Source organism: Methanosarcina sp. A14 (genome assembly GCF_001729375.1).
In the GTDB taxonomy this organism is placed as follows: Archaea; Halobacteriota; Methanosarcinia; order Methanosarcinales; family Methanosarcinaceae; genus Methanosarcina; species Methanosarcina barkeri.
Window position 1 is genome coordinate 1 of sequence record NZ_LZPK01000369.1, and the last position, 16539, is coordinate 16539.

At 41.5% G+C, this 16539-nt stretch carries 11 protein-coding genes and 1 pseudogene; 5 read left to right on the forward strand and 7 right to left on the reverse strand.

Annotated elements, in window-relative coordinates; translation table 11 throughout:
• Window positions 1-393: 393 nt before the first annotated feature.
• The 3 genes from A9239_RS16280 to A9239_RS16290 form a co-directional block, all read right to left on the reverse strand.
• The gene (locus A9239_RS16280) at window positions 394-1980 is read right to left on the reverse strand and encodes a histone deacetylase (RefSeq protein WP_048117430.1); all 1587 of its coding nucleotides are present in this window, start codon (window positions 1978-1980) and stop codon (window positions 394-396) included.
• Window positions 1977-3689, reverse strand: coding sequence for a hydantoinase/oxoprolinase family protein (locus A9239_RS16285; protein ID WP_048117433.1), 1713 nt, complete (start codon window positions 3687-3689; stop codon window positions 1977-1979). The genes A9239_RS16280 and A9239_RS16285 overlap by 4 nt, the downstream gene beginning before the upstream one ends.
• A gap of 470 nt (window positions 3690-4159) precedes the next feature.
• The gene (locus tag A9239_RS16290; RefSeq protein ID WP_048117436.1) at window positions 4160-4348 is read right to left on the reverse strand and encodes a sensor histidine kinase; all 189 of its coding nucleotides are present in this window, start codon (window positions 4346-4348) and stop codon (window positions 4160-4162) included.
• Between the two features lie 195 nt (window positions 4349-4543).
• Between A9239_RS16290 and A9239_RS19770 the strand changes: the two genes are divergently transcribed.
• Window positions 4544-4720, forward strand: coding sequence for a hypothetical protein (locus A9239_RS19770; RefSeq protein WP_176722175.1), 177 nt, complete (start codon window positions 4544-4546; stop codon window positions 4718-4720).
• A gap of 40 nt (window positions 4721-4760) precedes the next feature.
• Here A9239_RS19770 and A9239_RS18615 read toward each other — a convergent pair whose 3' ends face one another.
• The 4 genes and pseudogenes from A9239_RS18615 to A9239_RS16300 all read right to left on the reverse strand — a co-directional run bounded on the left by A9239_RS18615 (window position 4761) and on the right by A9239_RS16300 (window position 7708).
• On the reverse strand, window positions 4761-4922 hold the full coding sequence (locus tag A9239_RS18615) for a rubredoxin (protein ID WP_080941451.1): 162 nt from the start codon (window positions 4920-4922) through the stop codon (window positions 4761-4763).
• 93 nt (window positions 4923-5015) lie between these two features.
• Window positions 5016-5805: pseudogene (locus A9239_RS20690) on the reverse strand (Glu/Leu/Phe/Val dehydrogenase).
• 3 nt (window positions 5806-5808) lie between these two features.
• Window positions 5809-6087 (reverse strand): Glu/Leu/Phe/Val dehydrogenase dimerization domain-containing protein, encoded by a 279-nt coding sequence (locus A9239_RS20695; protein ID WP_230629153.1) that lies wholly within the window; start codon window positions 6085-6087, stop codon window positions 5809-5811.
• Window positions 6088-6457: 370 nt separating this feature from the next.
• The gene (locus A9239_RS16300; RefSeq protein ID WP_048117439.1) at window positions 6458-7708 is read right to left on the reverse strand and encodes an NAD(P)/FAD-dependent oxidoreductase; all 1251 of its coding nucleotides are present in this window, start codon (window positions 7706-7708) and stop codon (window positions 6458-6460) included.
• Window positions 7709-8930: 1222 nt separating this feature from the next.
• Here A9239_RS16300 and A9239_RS16305 point away from each other — a divergent pair.
• From A9239_RS16305 to A9239_RS16320, 4 genes are all read left to right on the forward strand, one after another.
• Window positions 8931-9374: a hypothetical protein gene (locus A9239_RS16305; protein ID WP_052712805.1), complete on the forward strand. Its 444-nt coding sequence runs from the start codon at window positions 8931-8933 to the stop codon at window positions 9372-9374.
• A gap of 783 nt (window positions 9375-10157) precedes the next feature.
• Window positions 10158-12464 (forward strand): phosphoadenosine phosphosulfate reductase family protein, encoded by a 2307-nt coding sequence (locus A9239_RS16310; protein WP_048155510.1) that lies wholly within the window; start codon window positions 10158-10160, stop codon window positions 12462-12464.
• Window positions 12465-12804: 340 nt separating this feature from the next.
• Window positions 12805-13911 carry an AI-2E family transporter gene (locus A9239_RS16315; protein ID WP_048117445.1) on the forward strand — a complete coding sequence of 369 codons (1107 nt, stop codon included), beginning with the start codon at window positions 12805-12807 and terminating at the stop codon, window positions 13909-13911.
• Between the two features lie 337 nt (window positions 13912-14248).
• Window positions 14249-16156 (forward strand): threonine--tRNA ligase, encoded by a 1908-nt coding sequence (locus tag A9239_RS16320; protein WP_048117448.1) that lies wholly within the window; start codon window positions 14249-14251, stop codon window positions 16154-16156.
• The last annotated feature ends 383 nt before the right edge of the window (window positions 16157-16539 follow it).

Sequence of the window (16539 nt, forward strand, 5' to 3'; positions counted from 1 at the left end):
ATTCTAATTTGAGAGCCTCCATCCTCGCTTGACTATTGGAATTAACGGTATGACATACATTTTCAGCTGTTTTTTGGTCAGACGATCCAGGCTTTTACTATATGATGCAAGCCTGCTAAGAACCTGATTGTTTTGATAGCCAAGAGTAAAATTAATATATTTTGGAAGTTTTTCCAAAAAACAATGCTTTCTTTATAAAAAATTATTATATGATATCTATGTGTGTTTTAATGATTTCATTCAAAAAAATAGCAGAAATATAGGCACAAGTAACAAAAATAAGCATAAGAAGAAATGACAAAAAAGAAAAAGGAGAAAGAAAAGAAAAAAACAAGAAAAAAGCCTGTATAACTTTTCATACCTCATTTTATATTTAAAAAATCTTATTCCACCTTAATAAACCGTTTCCCTCTTTGTTCTTGTATTATACGCTCTGTATTCATCCTGTTTTTTATCCTGCAGGTAAACGTAATCATATTCCGGATGAATTAGCTTTTTCTTGTACTCTTCTCTGGCTTCAGCCTGGCACTTCTCACAGGCGTAGATCGGAATCGAAACCCCGAAGATCCTGGGATTGCCTACGCCCCCATGAGCGTGGGAGTCAATGGTTTTGTAGCCCAGACAGTCAGGGCACATCCTGATGGTTTCTTCCTGAAACTCCTGAATCATATCCGTGTCGTAAAAGATCTGTTTTTTTCGGCGGTAGAAGTCTCCGTGTTTTGACACTTCAGCTTCTACAAACCTATCCCGGTTTTTCCAGTTTTCAAGCTGGGTTGCAACTATTTCTTCCAGGGTTTTTTTATCCCTTGAAGCCTGGACAAACATTCCTGGCTTGAAATCGGGTTCCCTTACGCAGGAATAATCAAGCCCTGCCATTGCAAGGATTATACCTGTATTCACATAAGGCAGTGCACTCTGGATTGCGTAACCTCCTTCAAGCACAGCCATATCAGGAGCAAGTTTTTCATTCAATTTTGCGTAACCCTGCGCGGAAAAGCGCATATTTGCGAGAGGGTCGGTGTAGTGGTTATCCTGTCCCGCAGAGTTCAGGACAAGCTCAGGTTTGAAATCCTTAAGAATAGGAAGCACCAGGGAATCGAGCACATAAAGTATTCCCTCATCAGGGGTCCCTGGCGGCAGGGGAATATTGATAGTCCTTCCAAGGGCTTTTGGGCCTCCCAGTTCACTCATAAAGCCAGAGCCAGGGTAAAGAGTCCTTCCGTCCTGGTGGAAGGAAATAAAAAGCACATCAGGATCATTATAGAAAATATCCTGAGTTCCATCCCCATGATGCACATCGGTATCTACAATCGCAATCTTGCGGATTCCGTATGTTTTTCTCAGATACTCGACAAGGATAGCTTCGTTATTGATATTACAAAATCCCCGGTTTCCATGTGCGACTGTCATTGCATGATGTCCAGGCGGGCGGATAAGCGCAAAAGCATTTTTGACCTCTCCCTTCATCAGGGCATCCCCAAGCACCAGGCAACTACCTGCTGCGATCAGGTGAGGGGTTGTAGCCTGGGCTTTTATATCAGGCACACAGAAATGTACTCTGGCAATATCCCTGTACTCTGCAAGGCGAGGTTTATATTCGGCTATTTCTGGCAGATCCATCAGACCTTCTTCAAAGATCTGGTCTCTGGTATAAAGAAGGCGCTCTTCTCTTTCGGGGTGGGTTGGTGAAATTGCCCAGTCAAAAGCAGGGAAGAAAATAAGGCCTGTCTTCTCGGCCTTAGTGCGGTCTGCCGGGGATAATAGTCCTTTTTTCGCTTCCAACCCGGTCTTTTTCAGTTCCATTGTATTTCCTTCCTTTTCCTCGGATATTTCAAACTTGTTTTCTTCACTTTTTATTGTCTGCATCTCTTCTTTCTCGGCTTTATCTTTATTTTCTGCCTGCTCTTTTTCCCCTTCTACGGGAGCTGTTCCTGAGCCAGTCTTCAGCACATCCTTGAGTCTTCCAAGCCCCAGTTTCATGCTTTTTCCCTCCTTTTCCATTCCGGTATCAGGCCTGCAGGAATCTGCATGTTTACGTCAAAAAGCCGCCCTGTAGTATACCAGCCATTGACGACATTGAAGACTTCACTATTAACAATCTCGGCTTCATCTGCATACTCGGAAATTCCGAAGTCTTCTGCACGTTCATTCAAGAGTTTGGCTGCCAGGGTTTCAGCTTCGTCGAGGCTGATTTTATTCAAGTTCTTGAACTTTGTTGTGTTTAAACTGACAATCTCCCCTTCCTCAGCAACAGAGTACACTTTCTGTTCAGTATCAATGTGCAGGTTAAGAGTAATCGTGGGCCTTGCAACAGCTGCTCCAATGGCGTTTCCCACCTCGGCATGCTCGGGAATTACAGGGTTTGCATTAAGTTTTTTTGCAATCTCTGCAATAAGCCCCTTCGCGCCTCCTCCAATTCCAACCACATTTTCAGGTCTTGTCTTTTTCTCCTGCAGGACCTCCCATACCCGATAGGCAGGCTCCTGTTTCCATTCAAAAAACATCTCATTTACCGCATCAGCAATCATCCGTGATACTTTATCTACAATCAGGGATGCAGTTTCAGTATCTGATTTCCCAAGCTCAGAAGCTGTGGCTTTGATCGCCTCGCTTGCACGTTCGGGATTTCCTACCTCGATAAGCCCGAGGAACTTCAGGGCATCCGTAGGGGTAGTTTCTTTTCCTCCCATGCAGTAAGCCGGACCCGCCCTATCAGGGCCGATTGTTATCTGTTTTGTGCCAGGGTTCCGGTCCTTAACCCTTACAACACTATCTCCCCCCGCAGCTATCGAGCGGACTGCAAAAGCCCGGACATGTGTAAGGAAACCTCCGAGTTTTGCGCCTTTAGAAGCAAAAAGAGGCTTGCCTGACAGAATTAATGCAAGGTCTGTGGTAGTCCCTCCTATATCTACTACCACTGAGGTCTGCCCTTCAGGAGTAAGGGCAAGCGCTCCAATTGTGCTGGCAGCAGGGCCCGAAAAGATGGTTTCCACAGGAAATTCTATTGATTTCTCAACCGGGAGAGTTCCTCCATCGGCTTTCAGGATATACACAGGAGCCCTGATGTTTCTTTCCTCAAGTGCTTTCTTAATTTTCTCAACGAACTCCTGATAGCGTTCCCTGGTGGCAGAGGCAAGCATGGCAGTTGCTATCCGTCTTGGGAAATTTAGCTTCCCCGAAACCTTATGCCCTAGTTCCAGTTTGCAGTCAGGATAGTCTTCCCTGAAGATTTCCTCTACCCTGAGTTCGTGAGAAGGGTTCCTCTGCCCGAACTTACTTATAATGGCTGCTCTTGAAAATCCAGATTCCCGGACCAAACCTACGGTTCTCCTGACCTCGGCCTCATCGAGTGGATCAATTTCCCTTCCCCTGTAATCCATAGCCCCTTTTAGATAAAAGCTGTCAGGAAAAGTATAACTTGCCGGGTTAACCCCGGGTCCTGGAATTAATACCAGGGCTACACGGTCAGTTTTGCCTTCGGCAATGAGATTTGTTATCACGGTTGTACTGAACACTACTCTTTCCAGCTGCTCAGGAGGGACATCTTTGCTGACAGCATCAAGGGCCTCAAGCAGGGAATTTAGCAGATTTCCGTGTTCAGTGGAAACCTTGGCAGTACTGTACACTTCTCCATTCTGGATAAGCACTGCATCCGTGGTAGTGCCTCCGACATCAATTCCTATTAGCATTCACAATTCGCCTATCCTCACTGTATATATTTTTAATATTTTTTTCCTTATGTCATATAAAATATCAGTTATATCAATTCTAAAACCTGAGGTACCAGACAATTCTAAAACCTGAAGTACCAGAAATATCAAACTCCAAATAACATCAAGTTCCAGATGAGTTCTTAGCAGAAGCCTATATTATCTGGTTCAACTCACACCGCGCTGTTTTTGAGAGAATTTTTGATCAAACTTTTTTTAAAAAAAAGTTTGATACACAAGAATACTATTTCTGAGCTTATATGACAAAAACATTCTGAATTGAAAAAAAACTGTAATATACAAAAAAGATTGCTTTCAGAATAAGTTAAAAGAAACCCAGCTAGGAAAACTCAATTAAGAAGAGGAAAAGGAAAACAAATGAATCTCAGTTTTGACAGCAAAATTAATTGAATTATAAAATGCAAGAAATAGTTTCCATTTTTTGAGGATTATCTTTTATCTTCAAACCTGGCAGTGTATTTTGTTTCGTTCCCTCTTTCAAGCTCAATTGTTCCGTTAATCTGTTCAACGAGAGCATTTACAAGTTGCAAGCCCAGAGTTTTCGAATTTTTGAAATCCACTTCTTCCGGAAAACAGCTCCCGTTGTCCGAGTAGACAAGAGTAAAACCGGAAGACAATTCTGGAAAGTTCTTTTCGGTTGCTTTTTTTGGTTGCTTTCTTTTCGGTTATTCAGGTAATATCCCCAATAAAAAATTTAGAAAAAGATTCGGATAAAAAGTTCAGATTAAATCTTTAGATAAAAATATACAAATAATATCAAATTCAGTATTACAACCCAGACTAAAGCTTAAACCTGTAAGGAAGGTGTTTTTGTGGAGGATCTCAATCTACTCAGTAGAAAACTTGAAAATATGAGCATAAATGAGCTTTCGGAGTATGTAAGGGAAAATTACCCTGAAAATGAGGAGCTATGGGTAGGACCTAAAAAAATAATCATTAGAAAAATTCTTAACTTTGAAAGAAACAGGATGAACGCAGAAGATTTATAACATGCATCTGTTTATGCACTGTTTTTTTGAAAGTCTGAGGTTAAACTTTTTTAAACTTCTCTTTGGGGGCTCCGCATCTCGGACATTTCCATGATTTTGGGAGACCTTGAAAAGGCGTATCCGGAGCTATGGATTGTGAGGAATCCCCACGATCAGGGTTGTAAAGGTATCCGCAATTGCCGCATCTGTACATTTGAGTCATCCCTGCTTCGATAAACCTCAGTCAGTTCCAAAATTTTGTATTTTGTATCCTGCATTGAGAGATTATTTTTTGCTCCGGTCTTTTTCCTGTTTTTTATATCCAGCCCCTGAGCTGCATAGCTTCAACCACTCTGCCGACAGCAAGGGTATATGAAGCCTGCCGCATCTCAACATTCTTTTTTGAGGCGAAATCATATATCGAACAATATCCTTCTTTCATCTTTCTCTCCAGACAATTCTGAACTTCCTCTTCTTCCAACTGCGTGTTTGACTGGTTCTGTACCATTTCAAAATATGAAACAATAACTCCGCCTCCATTGCAGAATATCTGGGATGATATGAACTCCTTTTGAATTCAGGATTGCTTCTCCTTCAACTGTAGTCGGGCCGTTAGCCATCTCGGCAAGAATCCTGGCTTTAATGTTTCCCGCGTTCTCTTCAGTTATTATGTTTTCAAGAGAAGCCGGAATCAGGATTTCAACATCCAGTTCACGCAACTCTTCATTAGTTAGGTTCTCTGCTCCGGGATAGTCCCGCACCGAACCAGTTGAGTGCTTATGGCCTGAAACGTCTTCGGGGTCAAGCCCATAGGGTGAAAAAATCGCACCTTTGCTGTCGCTTACAGCTACAACCTTGCAGCCGTACAGTTTCTTTGCAAGATAAGCGGCATGATATCCTACGTTTCCGAAGCCATGAACTGCAACCCTTGAAGCTTCCAGGCTTATTCCAATTCTTTCTGCAGCTTCCCTTATTGTATATAAACCGCCTCTTGCCGTGGCATCATATCTACCTGCCGAGCCTCCAAGGCTTGTCGGCTTGCCTGTAATGGAACAGAACACATTCCTGCCTGCGAGTTTCGAGTATTCGTCCATCATCCAGGCCATAACCTACGGATTTGTATAAACATCAGGGGCAGGGATATCTCTCTCCGGACCTATTATCTGGTAAATCCCACGTATGTAGACCCTGCTCAGGCGCTCGATTTCCCGATGTGAAAGTTCTTTTGGGTTACAAATAACCCCGCCTTTTGCTCCTCCAAGGGGCAGCTTATGAAGGACACATTTCCAGGTCATGAGGGCTGCAAGGGCTCTCGTAGTTTCCATAGTAACGTCAGGATGAAAACGTACGCCCCCCTTTGCAGGGCCCAGAGCTTCATTGTACTGCACCCGGAAGCCTTTAAAAACTTTTATAGAACCACCTCCATGTGGACAGTCCGAGAAACATAGAGTTCTCTCATAGGCATTTCCAGAAATGCTTCCATGTCAGGCGTGAGCTTAAGGCCTCAGCACAGGTGCACAGGTGCTGCTTGACGTCTTCAAGGAGCTTGGAACGAAAAACCACAGTTACCCCACTTCACAAGTACCCACTTTAAAATAATGGGTTCCAGAAAGTTAAATACCTGCTGAATACTAATCCTTTTTAATCCTTCTGCACACCTTTCTCTTTGAGGACAGCATGAGCCTCAAACCCTTTCGGTCCATTTCATCTAAAGCCAGTAAAAACAAAAAAGCCTTAATTTTAAGGGGCTGCGTGATGTCAAAAGAGTGTCCTTAAGAATGTTCCGAAAGCTTTCATAAGTCTGAAGGAATTTCCTGAAAACATAAGCTTTCTCAGAAGGATAGAAGGATGGTCCATGTCTCCGTACTCGGTAATCGTGTTGAGAATCGAAGGGGTGTTTAGCGAACCTATAAGGTCATTGAACTGCCTGTCTTCAAGTTTCCCGATGTAATCATGGATTTTCATGCCTATTTCAAGCTCTCTTTCAAGACCCTTCCGCCAGAGCTGGTCATACTCGGCAAGCCGCTTTGCCGAGGTATCTCCTTCAAGGGCAGCCTGTGCAGCAACCTTTCCAGCAATTTTTGCCGCAAAAGCCCCGGTGTAGACTCCTCCTCCTGATGTTGGTTTTGTCTGCCCTGCCGCATCACCAACCAGCAGAACCCCATCAGATACCGTTTTTTTCTGAGGGCCTATCGGGATTCCACCCACTACAAAATCAAGCATACCTCCTGAGTATCTCTCTTTTACATGAGGGTTGGAGCGGAGGAAATTCTCAAGATAAGAAAGAGGAGAGTTCTCTTCGTGCCCATTTTTCCAGGCAAGCCCAGGTTCAAGGGCAAGTGCAATCCTTGAAATTTTTTCATTAACAGGTACAGTCCAGGCAAAAAAGCCTGGAGCAACAGAACCCGGAAAAAGTTCAACAAAGTCGCTGTCATCCGAGGCATAAGGGGCTTCTATCTGGATCCCCGGAAGTACGCTGGCAGGCTTTTCAAGTCCTGCATAGCTGGCTATCCGGCTTTTTACACCGTCTGCCCCTATCACGGTGGATGTGCATATTGTTTCAGGTTTGCCGTTTTTCAGTACCTTGAGTTTTACCGTAGAATTTTGCTGTTCCTCTTTATCGGTTTTTGGACTCGGCATTTCGAGTCCTACAGCTCTTGTCCTGAGAGAGAGTTCCACACCTTCTTCCACAGCCCTTATTGCAAGGGCGCGGTCGAAGTTTTTCCGCGAGACTACATACGCTTTGGTCTGCTTTCCATCGATTGGCAGGCATTGCCCATCTGGAGCATGTACAAAGGCTCCACGCACGGAATTGAACACAAACTCGTCCGAAGGCTTGAGCTCACACTCTGCAACCGCTCTGGTGCTCAAAAGTCCGGTACAGCTTACAGGCGACCCTATGAAAGCATGCTCTTCAAGCAGGAGAACCTTGGCCCCATTCAGGGCTGCATAGCGAGCTGCAGTGGATCCCACTGGCCCGGCTCCAACCACAACAACATCATATTTCATACCGTGTTAACCTCGAAAATAAGCCCTTAATATAGAAGGAAGCTTAATATACTCACAATTATATATAATTATAATTTTTATATTTAATGTGATTTTGGATACAGTGATATTGGATGTAGTAACATTTATTATAGATATGTGAATTATTTTAGATATGTGAATTATTTTAGATATGTGAATTTTACTTGTGATAATAATTTTTATTTGCTGTATTAATTCCTTTCTTGACAAAAAGAGTTCTTTGTCAGTCAGATTTCCTTTATTTAATAGATTAAACTTTTTATTAAGCTGCTGAGTTTTTAATTGATCTCCAAATTACTTAGAGTTTAGAATAAAACAATTTTTTTGGACTGCTGAAGCTTTCTAAACCTCACAATTTTAATATATTGATAAATAATTTGTGGTATTCCTTAATACATCCTTAGTTTGACAATATAAATTAAATTTAGTAGGGAGCTTCAATTTTTTGTCAAAAATCAAAGTTGTGTTGGCGCACCCCACTGCAAGCTAGCGGGGTATTCGAATGAAATCAATTGACAGTATTCATAAATTTCGTCAAATTGCCTCTGATTTTTCAGCTTTACACTCACTATAAAGTAAATGAGTGGAGATTTTTGTCCCATTTTAGCACTTTTGGCATCTGACTTTTTGGATAGTATCTATATTTTATCTGAGATTCATGCTATCTGTTAAATTGTATACCAAAAATTTGATCAAAAATAGATAAATAGACCCTTCAAAGTCTGCACTAAGCCTGGCAACTTATAATAATCAATATTTGAAGACTATATTTTATAAAATATACAATAACTCGACGAAATTTAAATCAGATTTTAATCTTGTTAAGTATACACGGAATTTTCGGATTGCTGGTAAAAAATATAACAACGGGCTTGTAAAATATATGAAAAGTGAATTTTCTCACTATTTTTGTTATTAAGTAGAAGTTTCAAAATATGTGAAAAGTAACATAAATGTAAATTAATAGTTTTACAAAATTTTAAGTATTATTACTAACAGTTGTCAATGTTAGCCTGTTATAACGATTTTAAATAGGTATAAGCTCTGCAGATCTAAAAACATACAGTATCACAAATTACAATAATATACAAAAAATTCATGATCATTTTAAAAAGTCAAATGGAAAATCTATGTATCTATTAGATGAATTCTAAGTTCATCAAGCAAACTAAAATAAATATTTATTTTGGTGATTGGAAGAATGAAAGGTAAGCAAAAGTTAAAAACTAACATGTTACTCATAGCATTACTAATTTTAAGTTTGATTTTTGTGTCAGTCTTGAGTTTTGAAAAAGTAAAACAGGACATGAATGGGTCAAAAGCTGAGGACATAGATGGGTCAGAAGCTGAATTGGTTGAAGAACAAGAACCGGCGGTTTCCGCAGATCTAATCACAGAAAATAGACCTTACTGGTATTTGCTTATTGCAGGTAAAGAAGAGCAGAAAACCCTATTTCAGTATATTGACAATTGCAGCGCTTCTGATCAAGAAAAGCAATCTATGAAACAATCTATGGCAGATATATGGAGTAGATATCCTGATAATATCACAGAGAAAGATTATCAAGCACTTGAATTAGTGGATACAAAAGTAGGAGAGTATCTTAATGATACATATGGTAAAATTTACACACGTGAGGAATAAAATCAATTGCGGCAAAGACTGAGGATTAAAGTCCAATTTTAGATAGTTAATAGTCCAATGATGTTGATTTTCCAGTTCAACTGCGTAAGTCCTATATGGATTAAGTACTGAAGCAGGAGTAGTACGTGAGAATAATTGTTTTTACGGAATATCCCGTCGTTTTTCCCTTAATTACCAGTATTCCACTAATTATTATTATCCGGTCATCAACTGTTGTATCCTGAAATAATTTCGTAAATTCAAAGCCATTTGAAAGTTCAATACACGATACAATAGCAATCGGCGCAAAAAGTTAAATATTGAGCAAGTTTTAATTCCATTTTGTATTATGGAATAATCATGTAAAATGAAACAAGTTATAAGTTGGAGTAAGATAGTGGGTCAATTATATACAATGAGTTCATCCAAAAACTTGAAATTTGCTTCTTGGGCATCGTATTTCGAATAATCAATCAAGATCAAGATCAAGATCATGAAAACAATTCTGAGAATTCCCAACGATTAAGAGTAAAGTGGCTTTTGGGATAGACTCAATATATAATTGGAATAAAAAAATTGGAAAAGCAAAATAATTGTGGGATAAAACGTATTTAATCTCTTTAATGATCTCGCCCAACAATTTAAAGTCAAATCTTGAGAAGTAGCGTATGATTCCATCATATCACCCTTCATGTATCAAGGAATAACGCTAAATATTGATAAATACATTCATCGTGCGACTGAACCATAAAACTGAAAGATCAAATATTTAATGATTTCTTCAAACTACTAACCAGGATTTTCATGCAGCAGAAAAAAGAAAAACTCCAGGTTTCGGGCTCACAGAAAACAGATAAAAGTTATCAGGGCACAAAGAAAGCCCGGAATTCGGATAATAAAACTTCCCGAACCTTGGATAATAAAGCTTCCAGAACTTCAGATAGAAAAAACTCTCGGACACGGCAAAGCAGGGTAAAAAACAAATCTCCAGGTTTTAAAGGAAAGCCTTCTGAGGGAAAACACACTTCCGGCAAAAGCGCTGGCTATAAAGGAAGTCAGGACTTGGTCCCTGCGAAGAAAAAGAACGTCCAGCGTTTTGAGTATGAAGACAATAAAATTTTCTGGTGCGAAAAATGTAACTTGCCTCTTATAGGAGAAAAATGTGGAATATGCGGCAGCAAAGGGGAAGTCCTTCAACTCTCTCAGCCTGCAGATGTTCGTTTTTGCTCTCCTTACGAGCAAGAAATCATAGACAGGCAGCTTCACTCAGCTTTTGGTTGCAATCCTCTTGGAGATAAGCTAATTCTTCTAAACAAAATCCCAGGAGAAGACAAAACTGATGAAGTGCTCGTAAATGGCTTTATTTTCGGAATTCTCCGGTTTGAGCTCTCTAAAATGGATTACAGTTTTGAACCCTCTCTCCAGGGCGCAAAAATTCTCCTGAAACATGCTAAAAGCAGGAAAGTCGAGCTTAAGAAAACAAAACGGCACCTTAACGGAAAAAATGTCACAGCAGAATCTGTTGAAGCTTTCGACAGCAATATAAAAGCAGGAGACTTTGTCCTTGTTACTGCAGGCAGTCTGACAGGCTATGGAGTTTCTTTAGTTGACGGCGCGGATTTTTCGGGCCTGAAAAACCTGCCTGAGCCCGAGAACCGGACTGAATTGGAGTCTTCAAGCGGAGCCAGGACAAAAGTGGAATCTTCAACCGGAACCGGAACAAAAGTTCTCAGGATCAGGAAGATTGATAGCAGTGAAGCGTTACTTCGTCCTGAGACTCTGGATCTTGCGGCATGCATAGAGGCAAACAAAAAACATCTCCAGGTGCTTGGGAAGAATGCAATCAATACTATTCGCGGGATTATTTCCAGGAAAGAATATAAAAACCTGCCTGTTTATGTCTCCTTCAGCGGCGGGAAAGACAGTCTTGTGGTGCTTGACCTGGCGCGGGCGTCCCTTAAGCAAAGGGAGCTCAAAGCTTTCTTCCTGAACACAGGGATTGAGTTCCCGGAAACTGTCGAGTTTGTACGAAATTTTTGCCGGGAAAGGGAAATTTCACTCATAGAGGCAAATGCAGGTTCCACTTTCTGGGAGCAGGTAGGAAAATTCGGGCCTCCTGCAAAGGATTTTCGCTGGTGCTGTAAGGTCTGCAAGCTTGCATCAGCAGGGAACTTCGATACACAGAAAGAAGCCTCATCTCGAAAAGGAAACAGTGATGTGGCTTATCTTACAATTGACGGTAAGCGTAAGCACGAATCGTTCTCAAGGGCAAGGATTGCAGCAAGTGAGACAAATCCTTTTGTCCCTGCCCAGCTCAACATCTTTCCTATAAGGGATTGGAAGGCGATTGAGGTGTGGCTTTACATACACTGGAGGCAGCTCTCCTACAATCCTCTCTATGACCTTGGCTTTGAAAGGGTAGGCTGCTGGCTTTGCCCGTCTGCCCTTGCTGCAGAATACGCCAGGGTAAAAGACCTGCACCCTGAAATGTATGCAAAGTGGAACGCTTTTCTGCTGGAGTGGGCAAAGTCCAGAGGGCTGTCCGAAAAATTCGTAGAGCATGGGTTCTGGCGCTGGAAAGAACTGCCTCCCAAGATGTTAAAACTGGCTAAAGAGTTAGAGATTTCCGTGCTTGCCAGAGAAAAAACTGAAGACTTTGAAATTGAAGTCGTGTCAGGAATTTCTCCCTGCCGGGCAGGAGGCTATTCAATAGAAGCAGCTGTGAAGGGCATCAGGGAAAAAGAAGCTGCAAGCTTCATCAATGTTCTCGGAAACACGATTTATGCGGAAGACCTGGGGATGTTGCTGGTTAAAACCGGGACCGGAACTGTAAAGTTTTTTTCGAACGGGAATCTGCTTGCAAGTTCGGAAACAAAGGAAAAAGCAGTTTCACTTTTTAAGGAGGCTGCAAAGCAGTTTACAAGGCTTTCTCGCTGTACTGGCTGTGGGATCTGTGTAAAAGCCTGTCCTGTAGGGGCGGCTTCTCTCGAAGGGAAAATGCCGCATGTAAGCGAAGCCTGCATCAGATGCGGAAAATGTACAGAGTCCTGTGTGGTAACTCGATACTTTGATAAGCTCGTACCTGACCTGGATCAAAAGTTAAAGGTGTGATCTGCCAGAAATCCAAATTTCACATCTCTGTGATATTTTTAAATAGTTTCTAAATATATTTAGATATAACACTTTCTAATAAAGTTTGGAACTTGCAATTCACCATTTTCTTCCATAAATTGATTTAAACCTGTATACCTTATTTCGACCTGTATACTGATTAAATCCATATACCTTATTTCGATCTGTACTGATTAAACCTATATACCTTGTTTCGACCTGTACTGATTAAATCCATATACCTTGTTTCGACCTGTACTGATTAAACCTATATACCTTGTTTCGATCTGTATACTTGATTTGAACCTCTATAATTTATCTATTCAAACGGAACTGAAAAATGAGACTAAGCCAAAGCCCTGACGGCGTAAGTCAGATCATAGCCAACCGATGGAAAATTGGAGCAGCACTGGCTGTAGCGCTGCTTCTGTACTTTGCATTTCTAATTCTGCTGCCCCTCGCAGATGGAATCGTGCTTGGCATAGTCTTTGCTTACATTGCCAGGCCTATCCGGGTAAAATTCAAAAAGCACAGAAAAATAGGAGCACTCGTTGCCAGTTTGTGCATATTCATCCCTATAGTGTTTATTGTCGGGGCAGGTATTGTTGAGATCCTTAACCAGGTCTCCTGGATTATTGGACATAAGACGGCAGTTGCGGCATCAATTCTAAATATCATAAACTCTCTGAACATTCCGGATAGAATCATAGAAAGTATTAATTCTGCCATATGGGACCTCTTTACCTCGCTGCTCCCTGCAGTAGGCAGTATAGGATTTCTTTCATATGCCCAGAGTATCGGTCTATTTTTCATTAATTTTGTAATCTCGATCATTTTCTGCTATTTTATACTCGCTGATGGGGATCGGCTTTACTGCGCATTTCTTGGTGTGATCCCAAAAGAGTACAAAGAAGTTGTAAACCGTTACGCGCATCATCTTGATATAATCCTTAAAGGAGTTTTCATAGGCAATGCATACTCTGCTCTAATAGTAAGCGTAACCTCAGTTATTGTTTTCTACGCTTTTGGATTTACCCATGTGCTTGCCCTGGCGACCCTCATCTTCATAGCTTCGATAATTCCTCTTTTTGCCGGTTACATGGTGCTATTGCCTCTAGCTTTACTGCGGTACTTTGAGTTAGGGTTTAAAAGCGCAGCTACTTTCTTTATAGTATCCTCAATCATTATCTACGGCCCTCCAGAGCTGATTCTCAGGCCCTATCTGACCAGCCTGCAGTCCAAGATTCACCCGATGCTGCTTATGCTTGCCTTCTTGGGCGGGGCTTTTGTCGGAGGGATTGCAGGATTTTTTGCAGCCCCTATTCTTCTCGGGGCTCTGGTTGCGGCTTACAGGGTTTATCAAGATCACACCCATCCGGAACTTGCCGAGACCTGCGCAGACCTCAAGAAAATGGGACATCCCAATAAAGCTGGCTCGGAAAAGTAATTTTGAGTTAAACTCAGAAAATGTACCGAAAAACATAGGAGATCATGGAGTTTTCCAGGATATGCCCAAAAATATCAATCGAAAGGGATTATTTTATATTGTTGAAGGATATTAGGACTGTCATATATTCTTCGTTACCCCTTTAAATCAAGATCTACTGACGGTACAGACCTCAGTCAGTCTTATATGAATCAATTGTTTGATTCAACCGAAACTACTTAGGGACAGAATTACAGACCGAAAATAATTCGGGATAAATTACAGGCCGAAAATAATTCGGAACAAAATCCCATAAAGAAGCACTACAGAATTCCTCATAGGAGCACTAGGTGATAGAATGCAATTATTGCTCATTCACTCTGATTATATTGAATACGAAACCAAAAAACAAACTCCAGTTGCTGAAAAAATTGAAGAATCCTTAAAGTCCGGCAGGCTTGAGGAAGCACTTACCGCTTTTATGGCTGTTGAAAGTGTAGATGAGGCAAATCCTGAAGACACTATAGAAAAGACGGCTTCCGAAATTGAAAAGGTAGCTACTCAGGTCAAAACCAACCGTATAATGCTCTATCCTTACGCTCACTTAAGTTCTGATCTTTCTTCTCCGAAAGTTGCAGTAAAGGTACTGAAAGGGATAGAGACTGCACTCTCAGGTAAATATGAGGTCAAACGCGCTCCTTTCGGGTGGTATAAGGCTTTTAGTATCAGCTGTAAAGGGCACCCACTTTCCGAACTCTCCAGGAGCATACGCCCCGAAGGAACTCAAAAAGCAGCAGGCAAAGTCGAGGCAGGTGGAGAAAAAGAAGAGGTTGTTTCCGAAGCCCTCAAAGCCGAAGGTACGGCAAAGTCTTACTGGCGTATCCTTACCCCTGATGGAGAACTTCACGAAATCGAAAATTTCGACCTTACGCCTTACCCCAAACTCCAGCAGTTTGTAAACTACGAAATTTCCAAGAGCAGAGCTGTTGAACGTGCTCCTCCTCATGTTGAGCTTATGCGGAGGCTTGAGCTTGCGGACTACGAACCAGGTTCTGATTCCGGAAACATGCGATATTACCCTAAAGGGAGACTTATAAAAGCCCTTCTTGAAAATTATGTGCTTGATGTCGCAACCGATTTCGGGGCAATGGAAGTTGAAACTCCTATCATGTATGACATGAACCATCCGACTCTTAAAAAATATCTGGACAGGTTCCCTGCAAGGCAGTACTCCATTGAGTCCGACAAGCGGCATATGTTCCTGCGTTTTGCAGCCTGTTTCGGGCAGTTCCTTATGAACCACGACATGACGATTTCCTACAGGAACCTGCCTCTTCGGATGATCGAAATGACCCGCTACAGTTTCAGAAAGGAACAGCGGGGAGAACTTGTGGGCTTGAGAAGACTCAGGGCTTTTACCATGCCTGATATGCACAGCCTTTGCGAGGACATGGACCAGGCTGTAGACCAGTTCAAAAAGCAGTATGACCTCTGCATTAATGTGCTTGAAAATATAGGAATCCATATTAAGGATTATGAGGTAGCCATCCGCTTTACCAAGGACTTTTACGAGTCGAATAAAGAGCTTGTGGTCAATATGGCAAGGACCGTCGACAAACCTGTGCTTGTTGAGATGTGGGATACTCGTTTCTTCTATTTCGTGCTCAAGTTCGAGTTTAATTTCGTAGACGCTCTTGCGAAGGCAAGTGCACTTTCCACGGTCCAGATTGATGTCGAAAATGCCGAAAGGTATGATATTTCTTACGTAAATGCTGACGGCAAACTGGAAAGGCCTACCGTGCTTCACTGCTCTCCAAGCGGGGCAATCGAACGCTGCATTTATGCTCTTCTCGAAAAAGCTGCAATGGAAACCGAAGAAGGAAAGGTTCCTATGCTGCCAGTATGGCTTTCTCCTACCCAGGTCAGGATTGTGCCAATCTCAGAAAAACACGTCGCTTTTGCCGAAGAGGTTTCACAGAAGCTAGACTGCAGGGTTGATATTGACGACCGTGACCTGTCAATAGGAAAGAAAGTGAGGGAAGCAGGCAGGGAATGGGTTCCTTACGTGGTTGTCATTGGAGATAAAGAAATCGAGAACGGCACCATTAATGTAACCATTCGGGCCGAATCCGAACAGAACAAGCCTAAAAAAGTTCAAATTACTCCGGAAGAGCTTAACGACAGAATTAAAGGCGAAATTGCAGGAAAACCGTATAGGAAACTGCCCCTCTCAAAATACCTTTCTGGAAGACCAAAGTTCGTTTAAACATATTAATATTTTATGAACTTAATATATTAAGAACTTTTCCAAAAAATGAACATATTGTAATTTTCTGAACACTTCTCAAAAAAAGTTTTCGGAAACTGCCAGAGGAAGCAAAAATTCCCTGTTTGCCTGTTTCTTCTGGCTTTTTAGCATAACATATATATTGATGTAATTCTTATTATTGAAAGAGGAGTCCTTTTAAATAAAAGTAGTTCTAGGTTTGTTCTTCTCCGTTTCTGGACGAAAATATCCCGATCTAAGCATTTTGGAATGAAATTTTTACTAAATGGAATTTTTACTAGTTATTTGTAAGTTATGGGGAGTTACTTCTTATTGAGTTTATAATTACATGCAGAATTTCCTGTTATAGATTATACCAATTT